Raw genomic sequence first — 26,659 nt, 5'->3', positions numbered from 1 at the left:
CGCGCCCTCTGAGGGCGGCACCGCGCCGTCCAGACGCGCTGTCCGCGCCGTCGGGATGCCCCTCTCTCCCGTGAGTTCCGCGGTCTGAGCGATCAGCGTCGTCCCTGCACCACCAGACCGACCGACCGCACACCGATCACCCGGAGGACCACCACCATGAGCCGCAACGACGTGCTCGTCACCGTCGACTGGGTCCAGGAGCACCTGGGCCAGCCCGGCATCGTCCTCGTCGAGGTCGACGAGGACACCACCGCCTACGACGGCGGCCACATCGAGGGCGCCGTCAAGCTGGACTGGAAGAAGGACCTGCAGGACCCGCTGCGCCGCGACTTCCTCGACAAGAGCGCCTTCGAGGAGCTCATGTCGGCCCGGGGCATCAGCAACGACGACACGGTTGTGCTCTACGGCGGCAACAACAACTGGTTCGCCGCCTACGCCTACTGGTACTTCAAGATCTACGGCCACTCCGACGTGAAGCTGATGGACGGCGGCCGGAAGAAGTGGGAGCTGGACGGCCGCCCGCTGTCCAAGGACGTCCCGCAGCGCCCGGCCACGCAGTACAAGGCGAGCGAGCCGGACCTCTCGATCCGGGCGTTCCGCGACGAGGTCGTGGCCTCCATCGGCAGCAAGAACATCGTCGACGTCCGCTCGCCCGACGAGTTCTCCGGCAAGATCCTCGCCCCCGCGCACCTGCCGCAGGAGCAGTCGCAGAAGGCCGGCCACGTGCCCACGGCGATCAACATCCCGTGGAGCAAGGCGGCCAACGAGGACGGCACCTTCAAGTCCGACGAGGAACTGGCCAAGCTCTACGCCGAGCAGGGCTTCGACGACAGCAAGGAGACGATCGCCTACTGCCGGATCGGCGAGCGCTCGAGCCACACCTGGTTCGTCCTGCAGGAGCTGCTCGGCAAGAAGAACGTCAAGAACTACGACGGCAGCTGGGTGGAGTACGGCTCCCTCGTCGGCGTCCCGATCGAGAAGTGAGCTGAGATGTGCGGAGCGCCGAAGCAGGGTGGTTCCCTCGACGGGATCGACCTGAGCACGCAGACGGTCATCCAGGGCTCGGTGTGGCACGACGGCGCGCCGGTGGCCGGGGCCTACGTCCGGCTGCTGGACTCGACCGACGAGTTCACCGCCGAGGTGGTCACCAGCCCCGAGGGTGAGTTCCGGTTCTTCGCCGCGCCGGGGCAGTGGAAGCTGCGCACCCTGGCCGCGGTCGGCAAGGGCGAGCGCGTGCTCGCCGCCGAGGTGGGGTTGAACGAGACCACCGTCGCGATCGCCTAGCGAGGTGGTGTCCGGCGGCCCGTCTCCCTCCGGGGGGCGGGCCGTCGGCGTTCCCGGGGTCGCCTCAGGCCAGGCCCGGCGGCACCCGGCGCGGACCGGCCTCGGCCGGCCGGGGCCGGTCCTCGGGGAAGGCGCGGACGGCCACGATGGCGACGTCGTCGGCCCCGGCGTCGGGCACCAGCCGGGTGAGGACGGTGTCCAGCAGCTCTTCCAAGGGGGTGCGGCCGAGGTCGCGCAGAGCCTCGCGCAGCCGCTCGAGGCCCTCGTCCAGGTCGATGTCGCGGCGCTCGACGAGCCCGTCGGTGACCAGCAGCAGGGTGCACCCGTCGAGCAGGTCGGCGGTCTGGTCGCCGCGGGGTGCATCGGGATCGATGCCGAGCATCAGCTCCGGGCTGCTGGTGAGCAGCGTGGTGGTGCCGTCGGGGGCGAGCAGGACCGGCGGCAGGTGCCCGGCGTTGCTCCACCGCAGCTGCCGCCGGCCGGCGACGGGCTCCGCGGGATGCCGTTCGATGCGCGCCAGCACCGCGGTGGCCAGGGCCGAGACCGCCAGCCCCCGCGCGGCGTGCTCGACCCGGGTGAGGGTCGCCGCCGGGCCGTCCTCCTCGGCGTAGGCCAGCGCCCGCAGCAGCCCGCGGAGCTGCCCCATGGCCGCGGCCGCGCTGCTGTCGTGGCCGACGACGTCGCCGATGACCAGCATGGTGGCCCCGTCGGGCTGGAGGAAGGCGTCGTACCAGTCCCCGCCCACCTGCGCCTCGTGCGCCGCGGGGCGGTAGCGCACGGCGATCTGCAGGTGGTCGGGCTCCGGCGGCGGGGTGAGCAGGGACTGCTGCAGCCGGTCGGACAGGGCGCGGTCCGCGGCGGCCCGGGCGGCCAGCGCCTCCAGCTCCGCTGCCTGCCGCTGGGCGGCCAGCCGGTCGGTGAGGTCGCGGAAGGAGACCACCACGCCGGTGAGCTCGTCGTCCTCCACGGTGGGCACGACCACCATCTCGACGGGGATGGGGGTGCCGTCGCTGCGCCAGAACGTCTCCTGGTCGGCGACGACGGTGCGGCCGGTGCGCAGCGCCTGCCAGACCGGGCACTCCTCGCGAGGGTAGGGCGAGCCGTCCGGGCGCGTGCCGTGGATCAGGGCGTGCTGGTCCCGGCCGAGCTGCTCGTCGGGCAGGTACCCGGTGAGCCGGGCCGCGGCGGGGTTGAGGAACTCCACCCGGCCGTCGACGTCGAGGCCGTAGATGCCGTCGGCGACGTTGGCCAGCACCCGCTCGGTGATCGCGAGCGCGCGGGTGAGCTTGGCCTCGGTCTCCCGCAGCACCTCGAGGTCCCGGGCGCGCGCGGTGGCGACCTGGCGCAGCGTGGTGGCCTCGGCACCGGCCGCCCGCGCCTCGGCGGTGAGCCGTTCGTTCTCCAGCCGCTCGGTGACGTCCAGGCCGGTGACCAGCAGGTACTCCTCCTGCGTGCCCTCGCTCACCAGCTGCAGGGTCAGGTCGGCGACCCGTCGCGTCCCGTCGGCCAGGAAGAGGTCGGTGGCTGCGCGCACCGGCGCGCCGCCGGTGGCCACCTGCAGGCACCAGGTGGTGACCCGGGCGCGGGCCGCGGGGTCGCCGGCCCACCAGTCGACGTCCCACAGCAGCCGGCCCAGCTGGTCGCGGCGGTCGAAGCCGCAGTCCTCCAGCGCCAGCCGGTTGGCGGTGAGCAGCGTGCCCCCGGTGTCGCAGACGGCGGCGAGCAGCAGGGAGGAGTCCTGCAGCACCGAGAACCACGACGGCGTCCCGGGCAGCGCCTCCTCGCCCGTGATCGGCGCCGTGCTGCGGCCGGCCTGGGCCATCTCGATGTCCGCTCCTCCCACTGCCTCCCGCGTGCGCGGGGCCGGTCCAGCCTGCCGTACGACCTGCCGACTCTCCAACGACCCGGCCTGTCGGGTCGGCCTCACCCCGGCCCACGCCGGTGGCGGGTCAGAGGCCGAGCGAACCGGCGAGCTCGGCCATGGCGCGGTCGAACCAGCGGTCGCGGTCGACCACCGAACCCACCAGGTGGCCGAACAGCTCGAAGCTGATGGCACCGAACATCGAGCTCCAGGCCAGCAGGGCACGCACGCGCACCGTCTCGTCGAGGGCCGGGTGCTCGCCGCCCAGGAGCGCGACCGCACCGTCGCTGATCAGACCGGGGTCGCGCTCGCCGGCCGACTCGGGGAGCGCACCGGAGCGGGCGGCATCGCCCAGGATGCGACCGAGGACCACGCCGGCGCGGGCGGCGGCGGGCACGGTCTCGGCGGGCGCCTCGTACCCGGGGACGGGTGAGCCGTACAGCAGCGCGTACTCGTGCGGGTGCTCCAGAGCCCAGCCGCGCACCGCCCGGCAGACGGCCAGCCAGCGCCGGCGCGGCGGGTCCGACGGGACGTCAGCAGCCTCCGCCGCGGCGCCCAGGTCGTCGTAGCCGTCGATGATCAACCGGGTCAGCAGCTCGTCGCGGCTGGGGACGTAGCGGTAGACGGCGGAGGACGCCATGCCCAGTTCGCGGGCCACCGCGCGCAGGGAGAGCCCGGCCGCACCGACGGCGGCGAGCTGCCGCCGGGCCGCGTCGGCGATCTCGGCGGTGATCTCGGCGCGGACGCGCTCCCGGGCGGTGGGCACCGGTCCAGGGTGCCCGCTCGGAGCGGTGCACGCAACGGAGAGCGGTGCTCTTGACAGGCGTCGTCGGCGAGCGCGAGCATCGCCCCACAACGAGAGCACTGCTCGCAGCGTGATCACCGAGGAGCACCCATGGCACTGCACGTCGTCGTCGGCAAGGGGCCGGTCGGCCTGACCACGGCCCGGGAACTGCGGGAGCGCGGGCACGACGTGCGCGTCCTCTCCCGGAGCGGCGGGGTCTCCGCGGACGGGCTCGAGCACCGGCAGGTCGACGCCGCCGACGCCGGGGCCCTCGCCGAGGCCGCCCGGGGCGCGGCGGCGCTCTACAACGCGGTGAACCCCGCCTACCACCGGTGGGCCACGGACTGGCCGCCGGTCGCGGCCGCGCTGCTCCTGGCCGCCGAGCGCACCGGCGCCGTCCTGGTCACCATGTCCAACCTCTACCCCTACGGGCGCCCCGACGGGCCCATGACGCCGCGGACGCCGCTGGCCGCCACCGACACCAAGGGGCTGGTGCGGGCGCGCATGTGGCAGCAGGCGCTGGCCGCCCACCAGGCGGGCCGGGTGCGGATCACCGAGGCCCGCGCCGCGGACTTCGTCGGGCCGCAGGTGCCGGCCGCGCAGTCCCACCTGATACGCCAGCTCCCCGCCCTCCGGCGCGGGCGCACCGCCTGGGTGATCGGGGATCCCGACGCCCCCCGCAGCTGGGCCTACCTCCCCGACGTGGCCACCACCCTGGCCGTCCTGGGCACCGACGAGCGCGCGCTCGGGCGGGCCTGGCACGTGCCGAGCACCCCACCGCGCTCCCAGCGCGCGGCCCTCACCAACCTGGCGGCCGCCTTGTCCGCCCCGGCGCCGACCGTCCGCGGGGTGCCCTGGCCGGTGCTGCGCGCGGTGGGGCTCCTGTCGCCGGTCATGCGGGAGGTCGTCGACGTGCGGCACCAGTTCGACCAGGAGTACGTCGTCGACGCGGCGGAGACGACGGCGACGTTCGGCATCGCGGCGACCCCGTGGGCCGAGGTGGTGGCCGCGACCGCGGAGCACGCACCGGCGGCCGCCTGAGCACCGGTCGCCCCGCCGTCACTACGGTGGTTCCCATGGTCTCTGCCTGGCTCCTGGTCACCCTGACGGCGTCGTGCGCCGTGGCGCTGGGCTACGGCGCCCTCCGGCTCGCGCGCGGCCCGAAGGCGGGCCGGCGATGAGCGGCCCGACCGAGCTGCCGGTGCCCGACACCGCCGACGTCCGCAGCGGACCGGAGGTCTCCGAGCAGCTCCTCGCGGTGCTGCCCCTGCTGGGGGAGTGGCACGGGGAGGGGCAGGCGGCCGGCACCGGCGGCGACCACCGGTTCGGCCAGTGGATCCGGTTCGCCCACGACGGCCGGGGCTTCCTGGCGTACGAGTCGCGCACCTGGCGGCTCACCGACGACGGGAAGATCGTGGGGCCGGACGTCCGCGAGTCCGGCTTCTGGCGCCCCCGCGGGAACGACGACGTCGAGCTGCTGGTGGCCAGCCCCGACGGGCTCGTGGAGATCTACGTCGGCACCGCCCGCACCACCACCAGCTGGGAGCTCACCAGCGACGTGCTGGCGCGCACCCCCGACGCGCCCGAGGTGACCCGGTCGGTGCGGCTCTACGGCATCGTCGAGGGGGCGCTGATGTACGCCATCGACCGGGCCGTGGGGGAGCAGCCGCCCCGCCCGGTCATGTCGGCCCGCCTCGAGCGCATCCGATGACCGCCGGCACGACCCGCCCCACGACTCCTCGCCAGGTCGCCGACGCCTACGTCGCACGGGCCGCCGAGCTCGACCCGATCCTGGCCACGGCGCTCGGCGTGCGCCCCGGTGACGACCGGCTCCCGGACCTGTCGCCGGCGGGCATCGAGGCCGAGGCGGCGCTGGCGCGCGAGACGCTCACCGAGCTGGACCGGGTGCTGGCTGCCACCCCCGCGCTCGGCGACGACCCGGTCGAGCGCCGGTGCGCCCGGCTGCTGCGCGAGCGGCTCACGGCCGAGCTCGACGCGCACGCCGTGGGGGAGCCCTACCGCTCGCTCAACAACCTGTTCAGCCCGGTGCACTCGGTGCGCCAGGTGTTCAGCATGATGCCGGCGGCGACGGAGGAGGACTGGTCCGTCCTCGCCCGGCGCCTGGCCCGCGTCCCGGAGGCCTACCGCGGCTACCTGGAGACCCTCGAGGAGGCCGTGCGGCGGGACCTGCTCGTGGCCCCGCGCCAGGTGCGCACCGTCGTCGAGCAGCTGGACCAGTGGTTGGCCGGCCCCTACTTCGCGACGTTCGTGGCCGCCGGCCCGGAGGCGCTGCAGCCGCAGCTGCGGGCGGCCGCCGAGGCCGCCGACACCGCGGTGGCCGCAACCCGCGACCACCTGCGCGACGAGTACGGCCCGCGCACCGAGGGCGTGCCCGACGCCGTGGGCCGCGAGCGCTACGCCCGGGCGGTGCGCCGCTGGACCGGGTCGGACCTCGGATCGGGCGGAGGGCTGGAGGAGGTCTACGCCTGGGGCTGGGCCGAGCACCGGCGGATCCTCGCCGAGCAGCGGGTCGAGGCGGAGAAGGTCCGCCCCGGCGCCACCCCGCTGGAGGCGATGCGCTGGCTGTCGACCAACGGCCCGGCCGTCGAAGGCGTGGCGGAGATCCGCGAACGGCTGCAGCAGATGATGGACGAGGCGATCGCCGAGCTCGACGGGGCGCACTTCGACCTCGCCGAGCCGGTGAAGCGGGTGGAGGCGATGATCGCGCCGCCCGGCAGTGCGGCGGCGCCGTACTACACCCGGCCGGCGCAGGACTTCTCCCGCCCGGGCCGCACCTGGCTGCCCACCCTGGGCCGCACCCGGTTCCCGCTGTGGGACCTCGTCTCGATCTGGTACCACGAAGGCGTTCCCGGCCACCACCTGCAGCTGGCCCAGTGGGTCCACGTCTCCCACCAGCTGTCGACGTACCAGACCTCGATCGGCTCGGTGAGCGCGAACGTGGAGGGCTGGGCGCTGTACGCCGAGCGGCTGATGGACGAGCTCGGCTACTTCCGTGACCCCGCGGAGCGGCTCGGGTTCCTGGATGCCCAGCAGCTGCGGGCGGTGCGGGTGGTCATCGACATCGGCATGCACCTGCAGCTGCCGGTCCCGGACGACGCCGAGGGGGCGCTGGCCGAGCACCGCGGTCAGCCCTGGACGCCGGAGCTGGCGCGCGCCTTCCTGGGCGAGCACTCCGGCGCCGATGTCGCCTTCCTCGACAGCGAGCTGGTGCGCTACCTCGGGATCCCGGGGCAGGCGATCAGCTACAAGCTCGGGGAGCGGGCGTGGCTGGCCGGCCGGGCGGCGGCCCAGCAGGCCCACGGGGCGGCCTTCGACCTGAAGGCCTGGCACATGGCGGCGCTGTCGCAGGGGTCGCTGGGCCTGGACGACCTCGAGGCGGAGCTCGCGCGGCTCTAGCCGCGTGGTGGGGTGGGGTTGACCGGGTCGTCGGCGTGGCCGACCCGGTCCGCCACCCCGCAGGTCAGGACCTCCAGCCCCGGCGTGGACAGCAGCTCGGCGACGCAGGCGGGGCTGCCCCCGACGTAGGTGCTCATCAGGTCGATGTCGGTGGCCACGACCCAGGTGCGGTCGGCCGGCCACCACAGGTTGGCGCTCTGCTCGGAGGGTTCGGGCGCCAGGTTGCGGGCCGCGTCGGCCACCCGGCCCCGCACCAGCACGGCGTCGCGGCCCCGGGGCAGCGGCAGGGTGGGCTGCCCGCGCAGCGCGGCGGCGTCGACGCCGAGGCCGGCCCACCGGCCGAAGAGGCAGTCCTCCGGCGCGGTCGTGTGCCGGGCGAGCACGGCGGCCATGCGCGCGGCGACCGTGGTGGGCAGGTGCCCCTCCGCGGGGGCGCCGTCCCAGTCGGGAGGCTGGCTGTCCTCGTGCAGGTACTCCCACCCGCCGGTCACCGACGGCCACTGCGCCAGCGGGTGGATGACGGTGCCGTTGAGCGCGGCGACCGCGGCCCAGGGGACCTCCACGTCGTCGTCGCCCTCGTAGCGGTAGGCGGGGTGCAGCACGCGGGCGTGAGCGGGGAACACCGGCGGCACGAGCGAGGCCACCGTGCCCCAGTGGGCCCGGCCGACCGCCTCGGCGATCCAGGCGCCGGTGGACACGTCGGCCTCGACGGGAAGTCCGCCGAGCTGCACGTACGCCTCCTGGGAAACGGACAACCCCCGGGCTGCTCCGCGGCGCTCCACGGGGGAGCCGCACGCGGGCCGACTGGACAACTGTCGGCGGCCCGGGGGTCGGGTGACTGTCCGGTTCTCGCTCGCCGCCATCGACGGACGGGCGATCATGCCGTCGTTCGGATTCCCATCCGAACGGGCGGCCCATCTGGACGGCGGCTAGCGGACAGCCACCTCACGAGTCCTGTAGCTCAGCAAAGTTACGGACCACCTCCTCTCTCGTGTGCCACGACGGTACGGCCGCGGGCACGGGAGCGGCAACCGATCTGCTCCGCTGTGAGCGAACGCGCTGGTGGCCGGTCCGGGACCGGCGTGTCCCGGACCGGCCGGACGGGTCAGCTCCCGCTGCCGGGACCGATCGTGCGCCCCGGCGGGCGGGTGCCGGACCAGTCGGGGTCGTGGTCGGCCTGGTCGTCGACCGTCTCGTAGTCCGGCCGCGGGCCGTCGTCGTTCCCGAGGTCCTCGGCGGCGTCGGTGGCGGTGCGCCCGGGCGGCGTGGCGACGCCCTCCCACTCCGGCTCGTGCTCGGCCTGGTCGTCGACCGTCTCGTAGCCCGGCCGTGCGGCCTCCTCGCCGAGCTCCTCGGTCGCCGGGGTGGCGCCGGGGCCGGGCGGCGTGGCGGCCGCTCGGGCCGGCTGGTGCTCGGCGCGGTCGTCGACGGTGTCCCAGGCGTCGGGGATGCCGTCCTGGTCGACGTCGCTGAGCTCGTGCAGGTACATCGCCTTGTAGCGGCGGTTGCGCAGCCGCAGGATCACGCTGGCCAGCAGGGCCGCGGCGACGGTGCCGGCGAGGATGCCGACCTTGGCGTGCTCGTAGCTCTCGCTCTCGGCGCCGTAGGCCAGCTCGGTGATCAGCAGCGAGACCGTGAAGCCCATCCCGCCGAGCAGCGCCAGCCCGAGGACGTCGGGCCAGCCGAGGTTCTCGTCGAGCTGTGCCCGGGTGAAGCGGGCGACCAGCCAGGTGGCGCCGGTGATGCCGATCGCCTTGCCGGCGACCAGGCCGGCCACGATGCCGAGGGCGATGCTGTCCCCGAGGGACTCGCCCAGACCCGACAGCCCGCCGACCGCCACGCCGGCGGAGAAGAAGGCGAAGACCGGGACGGCCACGCCCGCCGACAGCGGGCGGATGCGGTGCTCGAAGTGCTCGGCCAGGCCCGGCCCGGCGTCCGGCCCGCCGGCCGCCTCGCTGCGGACGACCGGGACGGTGAAGGCGAGCAGGACGCCCGCGACCGTGGCGTGGACGCCCGACTCGTGGACGAGCACCCAGGTGACGGCGGCCAGCGGCAGCAGGAGCCACCAGGAGCGGATCCGCTTCTGCACCAGGAAGCCGAACAGCGCGAGCGGGACCAGCGCCAGCAGCAGCGGGGTGACCGCCAGGGCGGAGGTGTAGAAGATCGCGATGATCGTGATGGCCAGCAGGTCGTCGACGACCGCCAGCGTCAGCAGGAACGTGCGCAGGGCGCTGGGCAGGTGGGTGCTGATCACCGCCAGGACGGCGAGGGCGAAGGCGATGTCGGTGGCCGACGGGATGGCCCAGCCCGCCAGCGCGCCCTCGGGGCCGCCCAGGTTGAGCAGCACGAAGAACAGCGCCGGGACGGCCATGCCGCCGACCGCCGCGGCGATGGGCAGGGCCGCCCGGCGCGGTTCCCGGAGGTCACCGGCGACGAACTCCCGCTTGAGCTCCAGCCCGGCCACGAAGAAGAAGATGGCCAGCAGACCGTCGGCGGCCCACGTCCCGAGGGTGAGGTCCAGGTGCAGGGCCGCCGGCCCGACCCGGGTGTCGCGCAGCGCCTCGTAGCTCCCCGCCCACGGGGAGTTGGCCCAGATCAGCGCGATCGCCGCACCCACCAGCAGCAGGGCGCCGCCGACGGTCTCCTTGCGGAGCACCGAGGCGACGCGCTGCGCCTCGGTCCAGGAACCGCGTCCGAAGAGGCGGGCGGGGGCGGGCGACGTCACGGGGCGGCTCCGGAGGGCAGGATCGGGTCGGGGGCGCGCCCGGCGACGGACGCGCTGCCGACCAGACTTCCCGGCGCACCTGCGTTTCACGCTACCCGGCGAGGAGTTCCCGGATGCGGGGGGACAGCCCGGCGTCACCGCGGGGCACGCCGTCGACGGTGTGCACGGTGACCGCGCCGCGCACGCCGGAGAGCAGCCAGACCGCGTCGGCGGCGTGCAGGTCCTCGACCGTCCCGGGGGTCGACGCGGTCGGCCACCCGGCGGCGCGCGCGGCGTCGAACAGCCGCGCCTGGGTGGTGCCGGCGAGGATGCCGCTGTCCACCGGGGGCGTGTGCAGCGTGCCCGCGGCGGCCCAGACGACCGTCGAGGTGGGGCCCTCCAGCAGCCGGCCCTCCAGGCTGGTGAGGACGACGTCGTCGGCCCCCACGTCGTGCGCGTGGCGCTGGGCGGCCATGTTCACCGCGTAGGAGAGGGTCTTGGCGCCGCCGAGGAGCCACGGTGCGCCGGCGCGGAAGTCCGCGGGCACCCCGAGCCCGAGCGTCACCACGGCGATGCCCTCGCGGCGCTGCCGCACCGTGTCCGCGGGAACCGGGGCGAGCAGGGCCAGCGCCGTGGGCGGTGCGCCGTCGCCGAGCCCGCGGGTGAGGAGGAGGCGGCACACGCCCTCGACGTCGGCCGGCCAGCCGGCCAGCACGGCGCCGACCAGCGCCCGCCAGGCCGTGTCCCCGGGGTGCGGCAGCCCCAGGAGGCCGGCGGAGCGGGCCAGCCGGGCCAGGTGCGCGGGCAGGTGCGGCGTGCTCCCCCCGACCACGAGGACGGACTCGAAGACGCCGTCGCCGCGGGCCAGCCCGAGGTCGAAGGCGGTCACGACCGGCTGGTCGGCCGGGACCGCCGTCGCTGCGCCGTCCCGCCAGACCGCCACCCTGCGCTGCTCGCTCACGGGTCCAGCCTGCCGCACCGCAGGCATAGGCTCACGGCATGGGGACCGACGACGTCGCCGCTCCGCTGGCGGAGCAGCTGCGGGCCCGCGGCCTGCGGCTGACCCCCCAGCGCGCCCGGGTCCTGGCCGCGGTCGCGGCGCTGCCGCACGCCACGCCGGAGGCGATCGGCGCCCGGCTGCGCGCGGAGGCCGGCCCGGGCGGCAGCGCTCCCGACACCTCGACGGTCTACCGCACGCTGGAGCTGCTGGAGCGCCTCGGGCTGGTCTGGCACACCCACCTGGGGCGTGGCGCGCCGGTCTACCACGCCGCGGAGCGGCCCCACCTGCACGTGGTCTGCAACTCCTGCGGCGAGATCTCGTCGGCGGCACCCGACCTGCTCGACGAGGCGGCGGAACGTCTGGCGGCCGACCTGGGTTTCACCGTGGACGTCGGCCACGTCGCCCTGTCGGGCACGTGCCGCGCCTGCCGAGACCGCGCCCGAACGGAGTCGTCATGACCACGCCCTCGCCCCTCCTCTCGCGGCCCGGGGCGGTGCCCCTCGAGCCCGGACCCGAGGCCGCCCGGGTCGTCGCGGCGCACTACGGCGACCCGCTGCGCGAGCAGCGGCTGCTCGCCGAGGGCGCCGGCCTGGTCGACCGCAGTGACCGCGACGTCCTGGCGGTTCCCGGCGCGGACCGCCTCTCGTGGCTGCACAGCATCACCAGCCAGCACTTCGCGCAGCTGGCCGACGGCATCGGCAGCGAGGCGCTGGTGCTCAGCCCCCACGGCCACGTCGAGCACCACCTGGTGGTGACCGAGCTGGGCGGCACGACCTGGGCCGACGTCGAGCCGGGCGCCGGGCCCGCCCTGCTGGCGTTCCTCGAGCGGATGCGGTTCATGCTCCGGGTGGAGCCGGGGCTGGTCACCGGCGAGCGGGCGGTGCTGTCCCTCGTCGGCCCCGGGTCCGCCGCGGCCCTGGCGGCGGCCGGGCTGCCGGTGCCCGCCGAGCCGTACGCGGTGGAGCCGGCCGGCGACGGCTGGGTGCGCCGCATGCCGCCGGTCGGCGACGGGTCGGCCGTCGTCCACGACCTGCTGGTGCCCCGGGCGGACGTCGGCGCCCTGGCCGACCGCCTGGGCGTCCCCCTCGCCGGCGCCGCGGCGTACGAGGCGCTGCGCGTGGAGGCCCGGCGGCCCCGGTTCGGCGTCGACAACGACCACCGCACCATCCCGAACGAGCTCGAGTGGCTGCGCACCGCCGTGCACCTGGACAAGGGCTGCTACCGCGGGCAGGAGACCGTGGCCCGGGTGCACAACCTCGGGCGCCCGCCGCGCCGGCTGGTGCTGCTCCACCTCGACGGCGTCAGCGAGGACCTGCCGGGCCCCGGCGAGCCGGTGCTGGCGGGCACGCGGACGGTCGGTCGGGTGGGCAGCGTCGTCCGGCACCACGAGCTGGGCGTGATCGCCCTGGCGCTGGTCAAGCAGTCGGTGGCCGAGGACGCCGCGCTGACCGTGGGTGGCTCGACGGCCGCGATCGATCCCGACGACGCCGCGCCGGCGCTCGACGACACCCAGATCGCGGCGCGGAACCGGGTCCGGGCCGTCCGGTCTGGGACGATCGGCTGAGCGCGCCGCGGCCGCCCGCCTCGCGGGTGGGCAGGTCGGGGGCACTGACCTACGCTCCGGCCAGCGCCCGCCGCTGACCACCGCCGATGCCCGCCCGCCGGGCGTCCCGCACCTGGAGGCCACCCCCGTGAGTCCGAAGCCGTCCCCCGCCGGGGGTGCCGCCGTCGACGCGCTGCTGGACCCGGCGTTCCTGGAGAGCGCCGTGCGTCGGCCCATGGGCGACGTGCGCCGGCTGCGCCGCGAGGCGGAGCAGCAGGAGGTCAACCTCTCCTACACCCGTCGGCTGCTGCAGGGGCGCCTGGACATCGTGCGGCGCGAGCTGCAGCGGCGGGCCGAGCACGACGGGCGCTCGCTGGTCGATCTGCTGCCCGAGATCCTCGCCGAGAAGGGGCGGGGCCCCGCGCACGGCCTCGGCCGGCACCAGACGGTGCAGCCGGCGGACCCCCAGGAGTACGAGTCCTGGGTGCACGCGCTCACCCCGGGCGCCGACCTCTCGGCGATCACCGAGCTCTCCGACGCGAAGCTCGAGGCCGCCGCGCGTGCCCTCGCCGACGCCGAGAAGGGGCTGTCGGAGCGTCGCCGCGGCGTGCAGCAGGTCATGGACGGCCTGGCCGCGGAGCTCGGCCGCCGGTACCGCGACGGCGAGGCGGACGTGGCCGCGCTGCTGGCGGACGAGGCCCGCCACTAGAAGGACCACGCATCCCCCCATGCCTCGCACGCTCGGCATGGGACCCTGAGGCGTGGCCGTTCCAGCAGCTCACCAGGCTCGCGGTGGTTCCCGCACCTCACCGTGGCCGGAGAATCCCGTGCTGGTCGAGGTGTGGCGGTCGGGGTTCCTGGAGTCGGTCCACCGGGGAGCCCTGGTCGTGCTGGGCGCCGACGGGGACGTGCGGTTCGCCGCCGGCGACGTCGGCCGGCCGGTGCTGCCCCGCTCGGCGAACAAGCCGGTGCAGGCCACCGCGATGCTGGCGGCCGGCTGGGCGCCGCGCTCGGCCGAGGAGCTGGCCATCGGTGCCGGCTCCCACAGCGGCGAGGACGGGCACCGGGAGCTGGTCGCCGGCATGCTCGCCGCCGTCGGGCTGGGGCCGGAGGACCTGGGCTGCCCGCCGGCCCTGCCGCAGCACGACCCGACGAAGGCGGCCTGGCTCGTCTCCGGGCGCGCCCCTGAACGCCTGGCCATGAACTGCTCGGGCAAGCACGCCGCGATGCTGTCGGCCTGCGTCGCGGCCGGCTGGCCCACGGCGGGCTACCTCGAGCGGGACCACCCGTTGCAGCAGGCGATCGAGGCGCGGCTGGGCGAGGCCGCCGGTGCGCCGGTCGCGGCCGTCGTCGTCGACGGGTGCGGTGCGCCGCAGCACGCACTGTCGCTCACCGGGCTGGCGCGCGGGGTCCTCTCACTGGTGCAGGCGGCCGACGGCTCGCGGGAGCGGGCGGTCGCCGACGCGATGCGGGCCCACCCCTGGTTCGTGGCCGGCTCGGGCCGCGAGGACACCGACCTGATGCGTGCGCTCCCCGGCCTCCTGGTGAAGGGCGGCGCCGACGGCGTGCACGTGGCGGCGCTGCCGGGCGCGGGGGCGGTGGCGCTGAAGCTGGACGACGGCGGGGACCGCGGGCGGACGCCGGCGCTCGCGGCCGGGCTGCGCCGGCTCGGCGTCCCGGCGGAGGTGCTTGCTCCGTGGGCGCGGACACCCGTCTCCGGTGGGAGCGGCGTCGTCGGCGAGGTCCGGGAGTCCGCAGCACTGGACGGCTGACCGGCCGCCGGCCGGGTGTGGGCGTGATCACGCCCGAGTGCTAGCCGCTCCGCTTGCAAGAGCTAGCACTCGGGGTTAACGTCGTATGCGTGCAGACCCCCGGTGAGTTCGTCCGCGAGCAGGTGACCACGGTCCGCGAAAGGGTGGACCGGGTCGCCGGCAGCATGGCCGACACGGTCGCCGACTCCCCGAGCGTCTCGGCGGTCGGCTCGTCGGTGGGCGACTTCATCCGCGAGCAGCGCAGCGCCGCGCGCGTCTCGCTGCGCGAGCTGGCCCGGACCGCCGGGGTCAGCAACCCCTACCTGTCCCAGGTGGAGCGGGGCCTCCGCAAGCCGTCGGCGGAGATCCTGGCGTCGATCGCCCGGGGCCTGAAGATCTCGGCCGAGACGCTCTACGAGCAGGCGGGGATCCTCGACCGGCGTTCCGGGAACCCGGACACCGTGGCGGCGATCCGCAACGACGACGCGCTGTCCGAGCGGCACAAGGCCGTCCTGCTCGAGCTCTACGAGACCTACGTCCGCGAGCACCGGGCTTCCTCCCCGGCCGCCAGCTGAACCTCCCCCCATCTCCCACTCCCAAGGAGTCCGGCATGACCCCCACCCAGACCGTGAAGCAGTACGGCGAGTTCGCCGTGGCCCAGGGCCGCACGTTCGCCGAGCAGGCCCGCACCCCGCTGCTCGCCTTCGTCGGCGCCGGTGACCTCGCCGTCGAGCGCGCCCGCACCGTCGTCGCGCAGTTCCGCAGCACCGCCGAGGCGCTGCCGGGCGAGGCCCAGGTCCAGGCCGACCTCGCCGTCAAGGAGGCCCGCACCCGGGCCGCCGAGGCCGCCGGAACCGCCCGCACCACCGCCCAGCAGCTGGCCGACGCCGTCCGTCCCGAGGTGCTGGCCAGCACCGTCGCCGGGCTGGTCGAGACCGCCCGCACGCAGGCCGCCGCCACGGTGGAGACCCTGGCCGAGCGTGGCGCGGTCGTCGTCGAGGACCTGCGCCGCCAGCCCGGTGTCCGCCGCGTCGCCCGTCGCGCCGAGCAGGCCGTCGACACCGTCGAGGACGCCCTCGAGGACGCGCTCGAGGAGGGCGCCGAGGCCGTGGTCGAAGCCTCCAACGAGGTGACCTCGGTGGCGCAGAAGACCGCTGCCAAGGCGACCAAGGCCGCGGCCCGCGCCGAGAACGTCGTCGAGGACGCCGCCGAGGCCACCAAGGACACCGCCGAGGAGGCCGTCGCGGCCCCGAAGCGCCGGACGACCGCGAAGAAGGGCACCTCGGCCGCCCGCAAGTCCCCGGCCAAGGTCACCTCGGCCCGCGTGACCCGGGCCCGCTCCGCCAAGCCGGCGGACCCGACCGCGGTGCCCACCAAGAAGAACTGACGCCACGGCGCCACCGACAGGGCCCCGGAGCTGCGACGAGCGCTCCGGGGCCCTGCCGCGTCCGGCGAACCCCTCCGTCCGGGCGAGTCGACCGGCCGGCCGGCCCGGCGGACCGCGGTGCGCGGGTAGGCTCGGGGCATGGGCGTGTTCGACGGGTGGCTGCTGCTCATCCTGTACTGGGCGTCCCTGGGGCTGACCGCCTGGGCGTTCGTCGACGCCCTCATCCGGCCGGCCTCCGGGTACGTCGCCGCCGGGAAGCTGACCAAGCCGGGCTGGGCGGCGATCACCGGCCTGGCCCTGCTGGTCATCTTCTGGCAGAAGACGCCGCTGTCACTGCTCGGGCTGCCCGCGGTCATCGCGGCGATCGTCTACCTGGTCGACGTGCGTCCCGCCGTCGGCGGTATGCGTCGCGACACCACCTGGTAGCAGGCGGCTGCCCCCGCCGGCCGGCTCAGGGCCGGTCGTCGGCCGGCATGATGATCCAGAGCAGCAGGTAGGCCACGAACTGCGGGCCCGGGAGCACGCAGGAGATCAGGAAGGCCACGCGCAGGCCGCTGCGCGAGAGCCCGTAGCGCCGGGCGATGCCGGCGCAGACGCCGGCGACCATCTTGTGGCGGGTGTCCCGGCGCAGCCGGTAGGGCGCAGGCGTCGTCATGCGTGCAGCCTAGGACCGGGCGGCAGGTCCGACCGGTCGGTGCGGCTGGGAAGCGGGTCGGGCGGTCAGCGGCCGAACACGCCGGCGGGCGGCTCGGGCGAGGGTTCGGCGTCGGCGTCGAGGACCGGCCGGGCGTTGCCCGTGAAGCGGTCCAGCTCGTCGCCGTCGACGACGCGCGACGGCATCGGGTCGCGCGCGCACGTGCGGCTGAGCTTCGCGAGCGGCAGCTCCGTGTCGGACGCGACGGCGACCAGGTTGCCGAAGCGCCGGCCCCGGAGGATGCCCGGTTCGGCGAGCAGGCAGACGTACCGGAAGGCGGTGCGGAGCGTGGCGACCTGGCCACGTGCGAAGCGCAGCGGCGGCCCGTCGGCCACGTTGGCCGCGTAGACGCCCCCGGGCCGGAGCGCCCGCGCGACCTGGCCCGCGAACTCGACGGTGGTGAGGTGGGCGGGCGTGCGGGCGCCGGCGAAGACGTCGGTGACGACGACGTCGGCGCTGTCCGGGCGCAGCGCGGCGAGGGCCTCGCGGGCGTCGGCGGCCCGCACCCGCACCCGGGCGGCGCGCGGCAGCGGCAGGAACTCGCGCACCAGATCGGTGAGGGGCTGGTCGATCTCGGCGACCCGCTGGCGGGACCCGGGGCGCGTGGTGGCCACGTAGCGGGGGAGCGTCAGCGCGCCGCCGCCGAGGTGGACCACGTCGAGCGGGGCGCCGGCATCGGCGGCGAGGTCCAGCACGTGGCCGATCCGCCGGACGTACTCGAACTCGAGGTGGGTCGGGTCGGCCAGGTCCACGTGGGACTGCGGGGTGTCGTTCACCATCAGCACCCACGAGCCGTCGCGGTCGGCGTCGGCGAGCAGCTCCGCGGTACCGCCGTCGACGGGGACCGGCCCCGGCGGTGTCCTCACCGGCGCCCCGTCCCCATCCGGCACCCGGCCGTCCCCGCACTCATCCGGATCATGGTCGCACCCGGGAGGGACTCCGGGCGCCCGGGTGGCTACCGTCCCGGGCGTGCGCCGGGTCCGCCTCTCCGCGCGGGAGATCACCGCCTTCGGCAGCCGTGGCGTGGTCATGGTGTCGCCCGCCCGGGTGGGGGAACCGGTGGCCGGCTTCGGGGTGCACCTGGCGACCTTCGCGGCCGGTGCGGTCGTGGGCCGGCACGAGACGCGCCTCTGGCAGCTGTTCGCGGTCGTCTCCGGTGCGGGCTGGGCGGCCGGCGCCGACGGCGGCCGGGTCCCGCTGGCCACCGGGGACGCCGTCCTGTGGGAGCCCGGTGAGCTGCACGAGAGCGGATCGGACGCCGGGATGGTCGCCGTGGTGGTCGAGAGCCCGGTGGTGCCGGTACCCGACGAGGGCTGAGGCCCGGTCAGACGGGCGCGACCGCCGACCACCGCACGGTGATCTCGCCGTGCCGCCAGCGCCGGCTGGAGCCCACCAGCGGCCAGCCCTGCCGGCCCAGCGCCTCGACCGCCGTCGTCCAGCGCTGGCGCGGGCCGAAGGCGCTCATCCCGGCCGCGGCGGCCCACGCGGCGTCGAAGGCGCGCAGGAACTCGTGGACCGGCTGCCCGGGCACGTTGTGGTGGATGAGCGCCTTGGGCAGCCGCTCGGCGAGGTCGAACGGCGTCGCGATGTCGGAGACGCGCGCCGCGAGCGTCAGGGTCAGCGGGCCGTCGGCGTCCAGCGCCACCCAGGCCGCGCGCCGTCCCCACTCGTCGCAGGTGCCCTCGACGATCAGCCCGCCGGGAGCCAGCGCGCCGCGCATGGTGTCCCAGGCGCGCGCCGCGGACTCCTCGTCGTACTGGCGCAGCACGTTGAAGGCGCGCACCAGGACCGGCCGGAGCCCGGCCAGCTCGAACCCGCCCACCCGGAAGTCCACCCGGGGCGGATCCCGGTCGTCGGCCACGGCCGCCACCCGCGCCGGGTCGATCTCCAGCCCGACGACCTCCAGCCCGTCGACCTCGGGCCCCAGCCGCTCGACCAGCTCCAGCGTCGTCACGGCGGAGGAGCCGTAGCCGAGGTCCACGACGAGCGGACGAGCGGCGTCCCGCAGCCGCGGCACCTGCGTGGCCACCAGCCACCGGTCGACCCGGCGCAGCCGGTTGGCGTTGGTGGTCCCGCGGGTGGGCAGCCCCAGTGCCCGCGCCCGCCCCGCGGCCAGCCGGGGCGCCCGGCGCTGCGGCTGAGGGGACAGCGAGGCCCGGCGCTTGTGGTCGTTGCCCGGCTCGCTCACCGGGTGCGAGCCTAGTCCCGGCTACCGTCGTCCCCGTGCAGGTGCGATCCGAGGTCCCGCTGGCGGAGCTGACCACCCTCGCCGTGGGCGGCCCCGCCGAGCGGCTGATCGAGGTGGAGACGGCCGCCGAGCTCGTGGCCGCCGTCCGCGACGCCGACGAGTCCGGCCGCCCGCTGCTGCTCATCGGCGGCGGCTCGAACCTCATCGCCCCCGACGAGGGGTGGCCGGGAGACGTCGTCGCCGTCCGGTCCCGCGGCATCGAGCGCACCGGCGACACCCTCACCGTGCAGGCGGGGGAGGACTGGGACGCGCTGGTCGCGCACACGGTCGAGCAGCGGCTGGCCGGCGTGGAGGCGCTGTCGGGCATCCCCGGCTCCACCGGGGCGACGCCGGTGCAGAACGTCGGCGCGTACGGCCAGGAGGTCGCGCAGACGATCACCGCCGTCCGCGTCTACGACCGGGCCGAGAAGGCCGAGTGCACCCTCGCGCCCGCCGAGTGCGGGTTCGCCTACCGCGACAGCCGGCTCAAGCGCGAGCCCGGCCGGTTCGTCGTCCTCGAGGTGGCGTTCGAGCTGCGCCCCGGCGAGGTGTCGCGGCCGGTCGGCTACGCCGAACTGGCCCGCACCCTCGGCATCCACGTCGGCGAGGTCGCCCCGCTGGCCGACGTCCGGGAGGCCGTCCTGGGGCTGCGGCGGGGCAAGGGCATGGTCTGGGACCCCGCCGACCCCGACTCGCGCAGCGCCGGGTCGTTCTTCACCAACCCGATCGTGCCGGCCGGGCACGCCGTCGAGGGGTGCCCCAGCTGGCCGGCCGGCGACGGCCTGGTCAAGCTCAGCGCCGCGTGGCTGGTGCAGCACGCCGGCTTCGGCCGCGGCACCCGGGACGGGCGGGTGGGGACGTCGTCGCGGCACAGCCTGGCCCTCACCACCTCCGACGGTGCGACGGCGGCGGAGCTGCTGGCCTTCGCCGACCGGGTGGCCGGCACCGTGCGCGAGCGGTTCGGCGTCAGCCTGGAGCGCGAGCCGACCGCCGTGCGGCCCTGACCCGCCTCAGGCGCCGGTCAGGTCCAGGTGCATGACGTGCAGGCCGACGTAGCCGTGCTCGGGGTGCGCGAACGCCTGCGGCACGGTGCCGATGACGCGGAAGCCCAGTGACTGCCACAGGCGCACGGCCGCCGTGTTGGTCTCGACGACGGCGTTGAACTGCATCGCCCGGTAGCCGTCCGCGCGCGCCGCCGCGACCACGTGCTCGCCGAGCGCCCGACCCACGCCACGGCCCTGCGCCGCCGGGTCGACCATGAAGCTCGCCGTCGCCACGTGGGAGCCGCGACCCGGCCGGTTCGGGCCCGTCTTCGCGGTGCCCAGCACCCGGTCGCCGTCCACCGCGACGAACGTGCGGCCGGGCGGGGGCTCCATCCAGAGCGCCCGCGCCTCCTCGGAGGAGAGCCCGGCGGGATAGGCGTAGGTCTCCCCGGCGTCGACGACGGCCCGGAAGATCGGGTGGATCGCCGGCCAGTCGTCTCCGGTCGCCTCGCGGACCAGCATCATCACTCCTCCCGGGCGACCTTGTGCTGGGCGGCCTGGGCGCGGGGCCGCACGACGAGCAGGTCGACGTTCACGTGGTGCGGGCGGGTCAGCGCCCAGGCGATGCAGTCGGCGACGTCCTCGGCCACCAGCGGCTCCCGCACCCCGCGGTAGACGGCGTCGGCCCGCTCCTGCGAGCCGGTCCGGTTGAGCGAGAACTCCTCGGTCCGCACCATGCCGGGGGCGATCTCGATCACCCGGACCGGCTCGCCGCACAGCTCCAGCCGCAGCGTCTCGGCCAGCGTGTGCACCCCGTGCTTGGCCGCCGTGTACGACGCCCCGCCCTCGTAGGAGATCAGCCCCGCGGTGGAGCCCACGAACAGCACGTCACCCGCGCCGGAGGCCCGCAGCGCGGGCAGCAGGGCCTTCGTCAGGCGCACGGTCCCGAGCACGTTGACCTCGTAGGTGCGCGCCCACGAGTCCAGGTCGGCCTCGGCCACCGGGGCGGTGTCGAACGCCCCGCCCGCGTTGTTGACCAGCACGTCGACGCGGCCGAGGGCGGCGGTGAACGCCTCCACCGAGCCGGGGTCGGTCACGTCGAGCGGGAGGGCCCGGGCCCCGATCGAGGAGGCGAGCGCCTCGAGGCGGTCCAGGCGGCGGGCGCCGACGACGACGTCGAAGCCCTCGGCGGCCAGCCGGCGGGCCGTGGCCGCGCCGATCCCGCTCGAGGCGCCGGTGACGACGGCGGTGCGGCCGGTACCGGGCAGGGCGCCGGCCCCCGCGGGGGCCGAGGGTGAGGGACCTGACATGTGCCCATCCTGGCGCTGTTGCAGGATGGAGTACCGACAGGGGTGCCGGTCGGGGCCCTCGCAGAGCAGAGCGGAGGTCCCTCGTGCCCGCTCGCCGCTTCCCCCGGGCCGGCCGCCCGGCGCGCGTGGCGACGCTGTCGGTGCACACCAGCCCGCTGGATCAGCCCGGTGCCGGTGATGCCGGTGGCATGAACGTCTACATCGTCGAGGTGTCGCGCCGGCTGGCCGCCCGGGGCATCGAGGTCGACGTCTTCACCCGCGCCACCTCCAGCGAGCTGCCCCCGGTGGTGGAGGTGAGCCCCGGCGTCACCGTGCGGCACGTCAGCGCCGGGCCGTTCGAGGGCCTGGGCAAGGAGGAGCTGCCCGCCCAGCTCTGCGCGTTCACGGCCGCGGTGCTGCGTGCGGAGGCCCAGCACGAGCCGGGTCACTACGACGTCGTGCACTCGCACTACTGGCTCTCCGGGCAGGTCGGCTGGCTGGCGCGCGACCGGTGGGGGGTGCCGCTGGTGCACACCGCGCACACCCTGGCCAAGGTCAAGAACGAGGCGCTGGCCGCGGGCGACCGCCCCGAGCCCCGCGCCCGCGTCATCGGCGAGGAGCAGGTGGTGGCCGAGGCCGACCGGCTGATCGCCAACACCGACGAGGAGGCCCGCCAGCTGGTGCGCCTCTACGGCGCGGACCCCGCGCGCACGCTCGTCGTCCCGCCGGGGGTCGACCTCGACCGCTTCCGGCCGGGCAGCCGGGCGGCGGCCCGCCGCACGATCGGCGTCCCCGACGACGCGGTGGTGCTGCTGTTCGTCGGGCGCATCCAGCCGCTCAAGGCCCCCGACGTGCTGCTGCACACCGCGGCCCGCATGCTGGCCGACGACCCGGCGCTGCGGTCCCGGCTGCAGGTGCACGTGGTCGGCGCGCCCAGCGGCACCGGCCTGGACGCCCCCCGGCAGCTCGAGCAGCTGGCCCGCTCGCTGGGCATCGGCGACGTCGTCCGCTTCCACGCGCCGCAGCCGCCCGCGCGGCTGGCCGAGTTCTACCGGGCCGCGGACGTGACGGTCGTCCCCAGCCACAACGAGTCCTTCGGCCTGGTGGCGCTGGAGTCGCAGGCCTGCGGCACCCCCGTCGTCGCGGCGGCCGTGGGCGGGCTGCCGACGGCGGTGCGCGACGGTGTCTCCGGGGTGCTCGTCGACGGGCACCGGGCCGACGACTACGCCGGTGCGGTGCGCTCGGTCCTCGCCCGCCGCGAGCTGCTGGCCGCGGGCGCCGGCCGGCACGCGGCCGGCTTCTCCTGGGACCGCACCGCCGACGCGCTCGTCGACGCCTACGTCGCCGCGGCCGCCGAGATGGCGGCGCCGCCGGTCCGCCCGGTGCGCGACCGCCGGGGTGGACCGCTGCGGGCCCTGCCCGGGATGGGGGTCGCGCGGTGAACCGGACGATCGAGGAGCTCGACGCCGTCATCGACCGGGCTCTGCGCGACAGCGAGCTGGTGCACGAGCACCCGAGGCCGGGCACCTGGCTCGTGGACCTGCCGGGGACGAAGAAGCTGAAGACGGTGTGCGGGCTCGTCGTCGGCGACCACGCCCTGCGGGTCGAGGCGTTCGTCTGCCGCCAGCCCGACGAGAACCGCGAGCAGCTGTGGACCTACCTGCTGCAGCACAACGCCCGCATGTACGGCGTCGCGTACTCGATCGACTCCGTGGGCGACGTCTACCTGACCGGCCGGCTGCCGCACGCCGCCGTCACGCCCGAGGAGCTCGACCGGCTCCTCGGCGCGGTGCTCAGCTACGCCGACGACCACTTCAACACCATGCTGGAGATCGGGTTCGGCACGTCGATCCGCCGCGAGTGGGAGTGGCGGGTCAAGCGCGGGGAGTCGCTGCGCAACCTGGAGGCGTTCGCGGCCTTCGCCGACCCGTCGCGCCGCCCGGCCGCGGAAGGGCGGGGCACCGACCCGGCGCCGGGGGCGTGACGGCGACGGACAGGTCGCAGCCGGGTGCCGGGGCACCCGGTGAGGGAGCGGGGCCCGGCTACGAGCGCCGGTGGTGGGTGCTGGCCACCATGACCGTCTGCCTGCTCGTGGTGATCATGGGGAACACGATCCTCAACGTCGCCATCCCGACCCTCCAGCGGGAGCTGGGCGCCACCCAGGGCGAGCTGCAGTGGGCCGTGGACGCCTACATCCTCGTGTTCGCCGGGTTGCTCTTCTCGTGGGGTGTGATCGGCGACCGGATCGGCCGCCGGCGGGTGCTGCTCATCGGCCTGAGCATCTTCGCCGTCGGCTCGGTGCTCGCCGCGTTCAGCGGCAGCGCGCTGGAGCTCATCGCGTGGCGGGCGGTCATGGGCATCGGCGGCGCCGCGGTGCAGCCGACCACGCTGGCGGTCATCACCAACGTCTTCCCGGCCCGCGAGCGCGGCCGGGCCATCGGGGTCTGGGCCGGCACCGCCGGGATCGCGGTCGCGGGCGGACCGCTCGCCGGTGGAGCGGTCCTGGAGCACTTCTGGTGGGGTGCGGTCTTCCTCGTCGGCGTCCCGGTCGCCGTCCTCGGGATCGGCGCCGTGCTGGCCGTCGTGCCCGAGTCCCGCGACCCCCACCCCGGTCGCCTGGACGTACCCGGGGTGCTGCTGTCGATCATCGCGCTGGCCGGGTTGGTCTTCGGCATCATCCGCGGCGGCAGTGGCGAGGGGTGGACGACCCCTGGCGTCCTGGTGCCCCTGGTCGGCGGGGTCGTGCTGCTCGCGGTGTTCGTCTGGCTGCAGCGGCGCTCGCCCCACCCGGCGCTGGACGTCTCCCTGTTCCGCAACCCGGCCTTCTCCGCGGCCGCCGGCGCGCTGGGGCTGAACTTCTTCGCCCTGCTCGGCGCCACGTTCTACCTCGTCTTCTACCTGCAGGGCGTCCGCGGCTACTCCCCGCTGCAGAGCGGTGCGGCGCTGATCCCGGTCGCGCTCGGCATGGCGGTCATGGCGCCTCGCAGCTCCGGGCTGGCCGAGCGGTTCGGCGCCAAGGCGGTGTGCGCCACCGGGTTCCTGCTCATCGCGACCTCCTTCGCCGGCGTGCAGTTGCTCGACCTGACCTCCCCGGTCTGGCTGCTGCTGACGGTGCTGCTGGTGCAGGGCGTCGGGATGGGTGCGGTGATGGCCCCCGCGACCGAGTCGATCATGTCCGTCGTCCCCCGGGAGAAGGCCGGCGCCGGCGCCGCGGTGAACAACTCCGTGCGCCAGGTGGGTGGCGCCCTCGGCGTCGCGATCCTGGGTTCGTTGCTCGCCGCCACCTACTCGGCGCAGCTCGGCTCGGCGGCGGACGGGCTGCCTGCGGATGCACGCGACGACGCCCGCCACTCGATCGTCGCCACGCTGGAGGCGGTGCGCCGCGCGCAGGCCGAGGGGACGCCGGAGGCGGCGCGGGCCGCGGCCGCGGTGGTCGAGCCCGCCCGGGAGGCGTTCGTCACGGCGATGCACCTGACGGCCATCGGGACGGCGGCCGCGACCCTGGTCGCGGCGGTGGTGGTGCTGATCTGGCTGCCCGGACGGCCGAAGCAGGTGTCCTCGGTCACGCAGTGACTCCAAAGGGCAACGCAGTGTTGACGACGACTTGGTCCGTTGCCCAGGCTGACCCGCGACGCGAGCGGGGCTCCCCGCGCCGAACCGGAGGGGATCCGCCGTGCCCGACCACGTCCAGCACCCGGGTACGGGACGACGTGACCCCTTCGCCCCGCTGCTGCAGAACCCGCTGGCCGCGCTGCTGCGCGAGCACAGCCGCACCGGCGCGGCCACCCACGCCGTCCCCACCGGCGGTGCCCCCTTGCCGGTCACGACGTACGCCGACGGCCGGGCCCGCATCAACCTGGGCACCGGCAACTACCTCGGGCTCGCGGGCGACCCGCGCGTCGTCGAGGCCGCGGCGGGCGCGCTCCGCCGCTACGGCACGAGCGCATCGGGCAGCCGGGTGCTCAACGGCACCACCGCCCTGCACCTGGAGCTCGAGGAGGAGCTCGCCGACCTCTACGGCACGGAGGCGGCGGTGCTGACGTCCTCGGGCGTCAACGCCAACCTGGCGCTGCTGTCCACGGCGTGCGGTCCCGACGACGTGCTGCTCGTCGACGCCCACGTGCACGCGAGCCTGCACGCCGCCGCGGCGGCCAGCCGCGGCACGGTCGTGCGGTGGCGGCACAACGACCTGGACTCGCTCGCCGTCCGGCTCGAGCGCCTCGACCCCCGCGTCGGCGCCGTCGTCGTGGTCGACGGGGTCTACTCGATGACCGGTGAGCTGGCGCCCCTCGCGGAGATCACCGCCCTGTGCGAGCGGTACGCGGTGCGCCTGGTGGTCGACGAGGCGCACGGGCTGGGCGTGCTGGGTCCGCGTGGGCGGGGCGCCGCCGAGCAGCTGGGCGTGCTCGACCGCGTCGACGCGGTGACGGTCGCCCTGAGCAAGTCGCTGGCCAGCGTCGGTGGCGCGGTGATGACCTCCCGGGCCGCCGCCGACGGCATCCGCGCCGGCGCCATGCCCTACGTCTTCAGCGCCGCGAACGACCCGGCGTCGGTCGCCGCCGCGCTCGCCGCCCTGCGCATCCTGCGCGCCGAGCCCGAGCGGCTGGTCCGGCTGCAGCACAACGGCGAGCGGCTGCGCCGCGCGCTGGCCGAGGCCGGCGCCGCGCCCGTGCCCGGCCGCGGCGCGGTCCTCGCCGTGCCCACCGGCAGCGAGGAGATCACCGCGGCGGCGTGGGGGGCGAGCTTCGACGCCGGCGTCTACACCAACGCCGTGGCCTACCCCGCCGTCCCGCGCGGGAAGGGTGTGCTGCGGCTGACCGTCATGGCGACGCACACCGACGAGCAGCTGGGGGAGGCCGCGGAGGTGGTCGCGGCGGCGGTGCGCTGGGCGCGCGACGGCGAGCGGGAACTGGCCCTGGCCTGACGGCCCTGCTGCCCGTGCCGGCCGCGTCGGGCAGGATGATCGCCGTGACGACCTCGACGGGAACCCTGGTGCTGCTCCGCCACGGCGAGAGCGAGTGGAACAAGGCCAACCTCTTCACCGGCTGGGTGGACGTCCCGCTGTCGGAGAAGGGGCGCGCCGAGGCCGCCCGGGGCGGCCGGCTGCTCGCCGAGCACGGTGTGCTGCCCGACGTCTCGCACACCTCGCTGCTGCGCCGGGCGATCATGACCGCCGAGCTGGCGCTGCACGAGGCCGACCGGCAGTGGATCCCGGTGCAGCGCACCTGGCGGCTCAACGAGCGGCACTACGGCGCGCTGCAGGGGAAGGACAAGGCCGCCACGCTCGCCGAGTACGGCGAGGAGCAGTTCATGACCTGGCGCCGCTCCTACGACACCCCGCCGCCGCCGATCGAGCCCGGCAGCGAGTACGCCCAGGACGGCGACGCCCGCTACGCCTTCCTCCCGCCGGAGGCCCGGCCGGCGACCGAGTGCCTGGCCGACGTCGTCGTCCGGATGCTGCCGTACTGGTACGACGCGATCGTGCCGGACCTGCGGATGGGGAAGACCGTGCTGGTCGCCGCCCACGGCAACAGCCTGCGCGCGCTGGTGAAGCACCTCGACGGCATGGGGGACGCCGAGGTCGTCGGCCTCAACATCCCGACCGGGGTGCCGCTCCGCTACGACCTCGACGACGACCTGCGGCCGGTCACGCCGGGCGGCGAGTACCTCGACCCCGATGCCGCGGCCGCCGCCATCGAGGCCGTCAAGAACCAGGGCAAGAAGTAGGCGGACCC

Annotated in this window: 29 protein-coding genes; 19 read left to right on the top strand and 10 right to left on the bottom strand. The window is 75.7% G+C overall.

Going from position 1 to position 26,659, the window contains the following annotated elements:
• Positions 1–156: 156 nt before the first annotated feature.
• Entirely contained in the window at positions 157–984 is an 828-nt protein-coding gene (locus ACI79S_RS10025) for a sulfurtransferase (protein ID WP_456593281.1), read from the top strand.
• Between the two features lie 6 nt (positions 985–990).
• On the top strand, positions 991–1,284 hold the full coding sequence (locus tag ACI79S_RS10020) for a DUF1416 domain-containing protein (protein ID WP_456593280.1): 294 nt from the start codon (positions 991–993) through the stop codon (positions 1,282–1,284).
• A gap of 64 nt (positions 1,285–1,348) precedes the next feature.
• Here ACI79S_RS10020 and ACI79S_RS10015 read toward each other — a convergent pair whose 3' ends face one another.
• Positions 1,349–3,106 (bottom strand): SpoIIE family protein phosphatase, encoded by a 1,758-nt coding sequence (locus tag ACI79S_RS10015; protein WP_456593279.1) that lies wholly within the window; start codon positions 3,104–3,106, stop codon positions 1,349–1,351.
• A gap of 127 nt (positions 3,107–3,233) precedes the next feature.
• Entirely contained in the window at positions 3,234–3,911 is a 678-nt protein-coding gene (locus tag ACI79S_RS10010; RefSeq protein WP_456593278.1) for a WHG domain-containing protein, read from the bottom strand.
• Between the two features lie 129 nt (positions 3,912–4,040).
• On the opposite strand from ACI79S_RS10010, the gene ACI79S_RS10005 reads away from it, so the two are divergent.
• The 3 genes from ACI79S_RS10005 (at position 4,041) to ACI79S_RS09995 (ending at position 7,346) form a co-directional block, all read left to right on the top strand.
• Complete coding sequence (locus ACI79S_RS10005) at positions 4,041–4,970, top strand: NAD-dependent epimerase/dehydratase family protein (RefSeq protein WP_456593277.1); 930 nt, start codon at positions 4,041–4,043, stop codon at positions 4,968–4,970.
• Between the two features lie 136 nt (positions 4,971–5,106).
• A complete protein-coding gene (locus tag ACI79S_RS10000; protein ID WP_456593276.1) occupies positions 5,107–5,640 on the top strand; it encodes an FABP family protein in 534 nt (177 codons plus the stop codon).
• Positions 5,637–7,346 carry a DUF885 domain-containing protein gene (locus ACI79S_RS09995; protein ID WP_456593275.1) on the top strand — a complete coding sequence of 570 codons (1,710 nt, stop codon included), beginning with the start codon at positions 5,637–5,639 and terminating at the stop codon, positions 7,344–7,346. The genes ACI79S_RS10000 and ACI79S_RS09995 overlap by 4 nt, the downstream gene beginning before the upstream one ends.
• On the opposite strand, the gene ACI79S_RS09990 is transcribed toward ACI79S_RS09995, so the two are convergent.
• The 3 genes from ACI79S_RS09990 to ACI79S_RS09980 form a co-directional block, all read right to left on the bottom strand.
• Positions 7,343–8,101 (bottom strand): hypothetical protein, encoded by a 759-nt coding sequence (locus ACI79S_RS09990; protein ID WP_456593274.1) that lies wholly within the window; start codon positions 8,099–8,101, stop codon positions 7,343–7,345. The genes ACI79S_RS09995 and ACI79S_RS09990 overlap by 4 nt on opposite strands.
• Before the next feature lie 350 nt (positions 8,102–8,451).
• Complete coding sequence (nhaA, locus tag ACI79S_RS09985; protein ID WP_456593273.1) at positions 8,452–10,071, bottom strand: Na+/H+ antiporter NhaA; 1,620 nt, start codon at positions 10,069–10,071, stop codon at positions 8,452–8,454.
• A 91-nt stretch (positions 10,072–10,162) separates the two neighbouring features.
• Positions 10,163–11,011 (bottom strand): aminotransferase class IV, encoded by an 849-nt coding sequence (locus ACI79S_RS09980; protein ID WP_456593272.1) that lies wholly within the window; start codon positions 11,009–11,011, stop codon positions 10,163–10,165.
• 38 nt (positions 11,012–11,049) lie between these two features.
• Here ACI79S_RS09980 and ACI79S_RS09975 point away from each other — a divergent pair, with 38 nt between their 5' ends.
• From ACI79S_RS09975 to ACI79S_RS09945, 7 genes are all read left to right on the top strand, one after another.
• Complete coding sequence (locus tag ACI79S_RS09975) at positions 11,050–11,508, top strand: Fur family transcriptional regulator (RefSeq protein ID WP_456593271.1); 459 nt, start codon at positions 11,050–11,052, stop codon at positions 11,506–11,508.
• Positions 11,505–12,614 carry a CAF17-like 4Fe-4S cluster assembly/insertion protein YgfZ gene (gene ygfZ, locus ACI79S_RS09970; RefSeq protein ID WP_456593270.1) on the top strand — a complete coding sequence of 370 codons (1,110 nt, stop codon included), beginning with the start codon at positions 11,505–11,507 and terminating at the stop codon, positions 12,612–12,614. The genes ACI79S_RS09975 and ygfZ overlap by 4 nt, the downstream gene beginning before the upstream one ends.
• A 127-nt stretch (positions 12,615–12,741) precedes the next feature.
• Positions 12,742–13,302 (top strand): RsiG family protein, encoded by a 561-nt coding sequence (locus ACI79S_RS09965; protein WP_456593269.1) that lies wholly within the window; start codon positions 12,742–12,744, stop codon positions 13,300–13,302.
• Between the two features lie 118 nt (positions 13,303–13,420).
• Positions 13,421–14,365 carry an asparaginase gene (locus tag ACI79S_RS09960; RefSeq protein WP_456593268.1) on the top strand — a complete coding sequence of 315 codons (945 nt, stop codon included), beginning with the start codon at positions 13,421–13,423 and terminating at the stop codon, positions 14,363–14,365.
• 89 nt (positions 14,366–14,454) lie between these two features.
• Positions 14,455–14,919, top strand: a complete 465-nt coding sequence (locus tag ACI79S_RS09955; RefSeq protein ID WP_456593267.1) for a helix-turn-helix domain-containing protein — start codon at positions 14,455–14,457, stop codon at positions 14,917–14,919.
• 35 nt (positions 14,920–14,954) lie between these two features.
• Entirely contained in the window at positions 14,955–15,731 is a 777-nt protein-coding gene (locus ACI79S_RS09950; RefSeq protein ID WP_456593266.1) for a hypothetical protein, read from the top strand.
• Positions 15,732–15,869: 138 nt separating this feature from the next.
• The gene (locus tag ACI79S_RS09945; protein ID WP_456593265.1) at positions 15,870–16,157 is read left to right on the top strand and encodes a DUF2516 family protein; all 288 of its coding nucleotides are present in this window, start codon (positions 15,870–15,872) and stop codon (positions 16,155–16,157) included.
• A 25-nt stretch (positions 16,158–16,182) separates the two neighbouring features.
• Here ACI79S_RS09945 and ACI79S_RS09940 read toward each other — a convergent pair whose 3' ends face one another.
• On the bottom strand, positions 16,183–16,386 hold the full coding sequence (locus ACI79S_RS09940; RefSeq protein WP_456593264.1) for a PspC domain-containing protein: 204 nt from the start codon (positions 16,384–16,386) through the stop codon (positions 16,183–16,185).
• Between the two features lie 65 nt (positions 16,387–16,451).
• Positions 16,452–17,291 (bottom strand): spermidine synthase, encoded by an 840-nt coding sequence (locus ACI79S_RS09935; protein ID WP_456593263.1) that lies wholly within the window; start codon positions 17,289–17,291, stop codon positions 16,452–16,454.
• Positions 17,292–17,394: 103 nt separating this feature from the next.
• Here ACI79S_RS09935 and ACI79S_RS09930 point away from each other — a divergent pair, with 103 nt between their 5' ends.
• Positions 17,395–17,742, top strand: coding sequence for an AraC family ligand binding domain-containing protein (locus ACI79S_RS09930; protein WP_456593262.1), 348 nt, complete (start codon positions 17,395–17,397; stop codon positions 17,740–17,742).
• 7 nt (positions 17,743–17,749) lie between these two features.
• Here ACI79S_RS09930 and ACI79S_RS09925 read toward each other — a convergent pair whose 3' ends face one another.
• Positions 17,750–18,613, bottom strand: coding sequence for a class I SAM-dependent methyltransferase (locus ACI79S_RS09925; protein ID WP_456593261.1), 864 nt, complete (start codon positions 18,611–18,613; stop codon positions 17,750–17,752).
• A gap of 35 nt (positions 18,614–18,648) precedes the next feature.
• On the opposite strand from ACI79S_RS09925, the gene ACI79S_RS09920 reads away from it, so the two are divergent.
• The gene (locus ACI79S_RS09920) at positions 18,649–19,656 is read left to right on the top strand and encodes a UDP-N-acetylmuramate dehydrogenase (RefSeq protein WP_456593260.1); all 1,008 of its coding nucleotides are present in this window, start codon (positions 18,649–18,651) and stop codon (positions 19,654–19,656) included.
• Positions 19,657–19,662: 6 nt separating this feature from the next.
• Here ACI79S_RS09920 and ACI79S_RS09915 read toward each other — a convergent pair whose 3' ends face one another.
• A complete protein-coding gene (locus ACI79S_RS09915) occupies positions 19,663–20,160 on the bottom strand; it encodes an N-acetyltransferase family protein (protein ID WP_456593259.1) in 498 nt (165 codons plus the stop codon).
• Positions 20,160–20,945, bottom strand: coding sequence for an SDR family oxidoreductase (locus tag ACI79S_RS09910; RefSeq protein ID WP_456593258.1), 786 nt, complete (start codon positions 20,943–20,945; stop codon positions 20,160–20,162). Before ACI79S_RS09910 ends, ACI79S_RS09915 begins: the two co-directional genes overlap by 1 nt.
• Positions 20,946–21,028: 83 nt before the next feature.
• Here ACI79S_RS09910 and mshA point away from each other — a divergent pair, with 83 nt between their 5' ends.
• The 5 genes from mshA to ACI79S_RS09885 all read left to right on the top strand — a co-directional run bounded on the left by mshA (position 21,029) and on the right by ACI79S_RS09885 (position 26,651).
• On the top strand, positions 21,029–22,366 hold the full coding sequence (mshA, locus tag ACI79S_RS09905) for a D-inositol-3-phosphate glycosyltransferase (RefSeq protein WP_456593257.1): 1,338 nt from the start codon (positions 21,029–21,031) through the stop codon (positions 22,364–22,366).
• Positions 22,363–22,908, top strand: a complete 546-nt coding sequence (locus ACI79S_RS09900) for a YbjN domain-containing protein (protein WP_456593256.1) — start codon at positions 22,363–22,365, stop codon at positions 22,906–22,908. The genes mshA and ACI79S_RS09900 overlap by 4 nt, the downstream gene beginning before the upstream one ends.
• Before the next feature lie 77 nt (positions 22,909–22,985).
• The gene (locus ACI79S_RS09895) at positions 22,986–24,497 is read left to right on the top strand and encodes an MFS transporter (RefSeq protein WP_456593255.1); all 1,512 of its coding nucleotides are present in this window, start codon (positions 22,986–22,988) and stop codon (positions 24,495–24,497) included.
• A 100-nt stretch (positions 24,498–24,597) separates the two neighbouring features.
• Entirely contained in the window at positions 24,598–25,848 is a 1,251-nt protein-coding gene (locus tag ACI79S_RS09890; RefSeq protein ID WP_456593254.1) for an aminotransferase class I/II-fold pyridoxal phosphate-dependent enzyme, read from the top strand.
• A gap of 44 nt (positions 25,849–25,892) precedes the next feature.
• A complete protein-coding gene (locus ACI79S_RS09885) occupies positions 25,893–26,651 on the top strand; it encodes a phosphoglyceromutase (RefSeq protein ID WP_456593253.1) in 759 nt (252 codons plus the stop codon).
• The last annotated feature ends 8 nt before the right edge of the window (positions 26,652–26,659 follow it).

This window comes from Blastococcus sp. SYSU DS1024 (assembly GCF_054050795.1).
This window is presented reverse-complemented; position numbering and strand designations above follow the sequence as displayed.

Coding starts and splice junctions, on each gene's coding strand:
- ACI79S_RS10025 (WP_456593281.1), top strand. CDS start 157: ATGAGCCGCAACGACGTGCTCGTCACCGTCGACTGGGTCCAGGAGCAC.
- ACI79S_RS10020 (WP_456593280.1), top strand. CDS start 991: ATGTGCGGAGCGCCGAAGCAGGGTGGTTCCCTCGACGGGATCGACCTG.
- ACI79S_RS10015 (WP_456593279.1), bottom strand. CDS start 3,106: ATGGCCCAGGCCGGCCGCAGCACGGCGCCGATCACGGGCGAGGAGGCG.
- ACI79S_RS10005 (WP_456593277.1), top strand. CDS start 4,041: ATGGCACTGCACGTCGTCGTCGGCAAGGGGCCGGTCGGCCTGACCACG.
- ACI79S_RS10000 (WP_456593276.1), top strand. CDS start 5,107: ATGAGCGGCCCGACCGAGCTGCCGGTGCCCGACACCGCCGACGTCCGC.
- ACI79S_RS09995 (WP_456593275.1), top strand. CDS start 5,637: ATGACCGCCGGCACGACCCGCCCCACGACTCCTCGCCAGGTCGCCGAC.
- ACI79S_RS09975 (WP_456593271.1), top strand. CDS start 11,050: ATGGGGACCGACGACGTCGCCGCTCCGCTGGCGGAGCAGCTGCGGGCC.
- ygfZ (WP_456593270.1), top strand. CDS start 11,505: ATGACCACGCCCTCGCCCCTCCTCTCGCGGCCCGGGGCGGTGCCCCTC.
- ACI79S_RS09950 (WP_456593266.1), top strand. CDS start 14,955: ATGACCCCCACCCAGACCGTGAAGCAGTACGGCGAGTTCGCCGTGGCC.
- ACI79S_RS09945 (WP_456593265.1), top strand. CDS start 15,870: ATGGGCGTGTTCGACGGGTGGCTGCTGCTCATCCTGTACTGGGCGTCC.
- ACI79S_RS09940 (WP_456593264.1), bottom strand. CDS start 16,386: ATGACGACGCCTGCGCCCTACCGGCTGCGCCGGGACACCCGCCACAAG.
- ACI79S_RS09915 (WP_456593259.1), bottom strand. CDS start 20,160: ATGATGCTGGTCCGCGAGGCGACCGGAGACGACTGGCCGGCGATCCAC.
- ACI79S_RS09910 (WP_456593258.1), bottom strand. CDS start 20,945: ATGTCAGGTCCCTCACCCTCGGCCCCCGCGGGGGCCGGCGCCCTGCCC.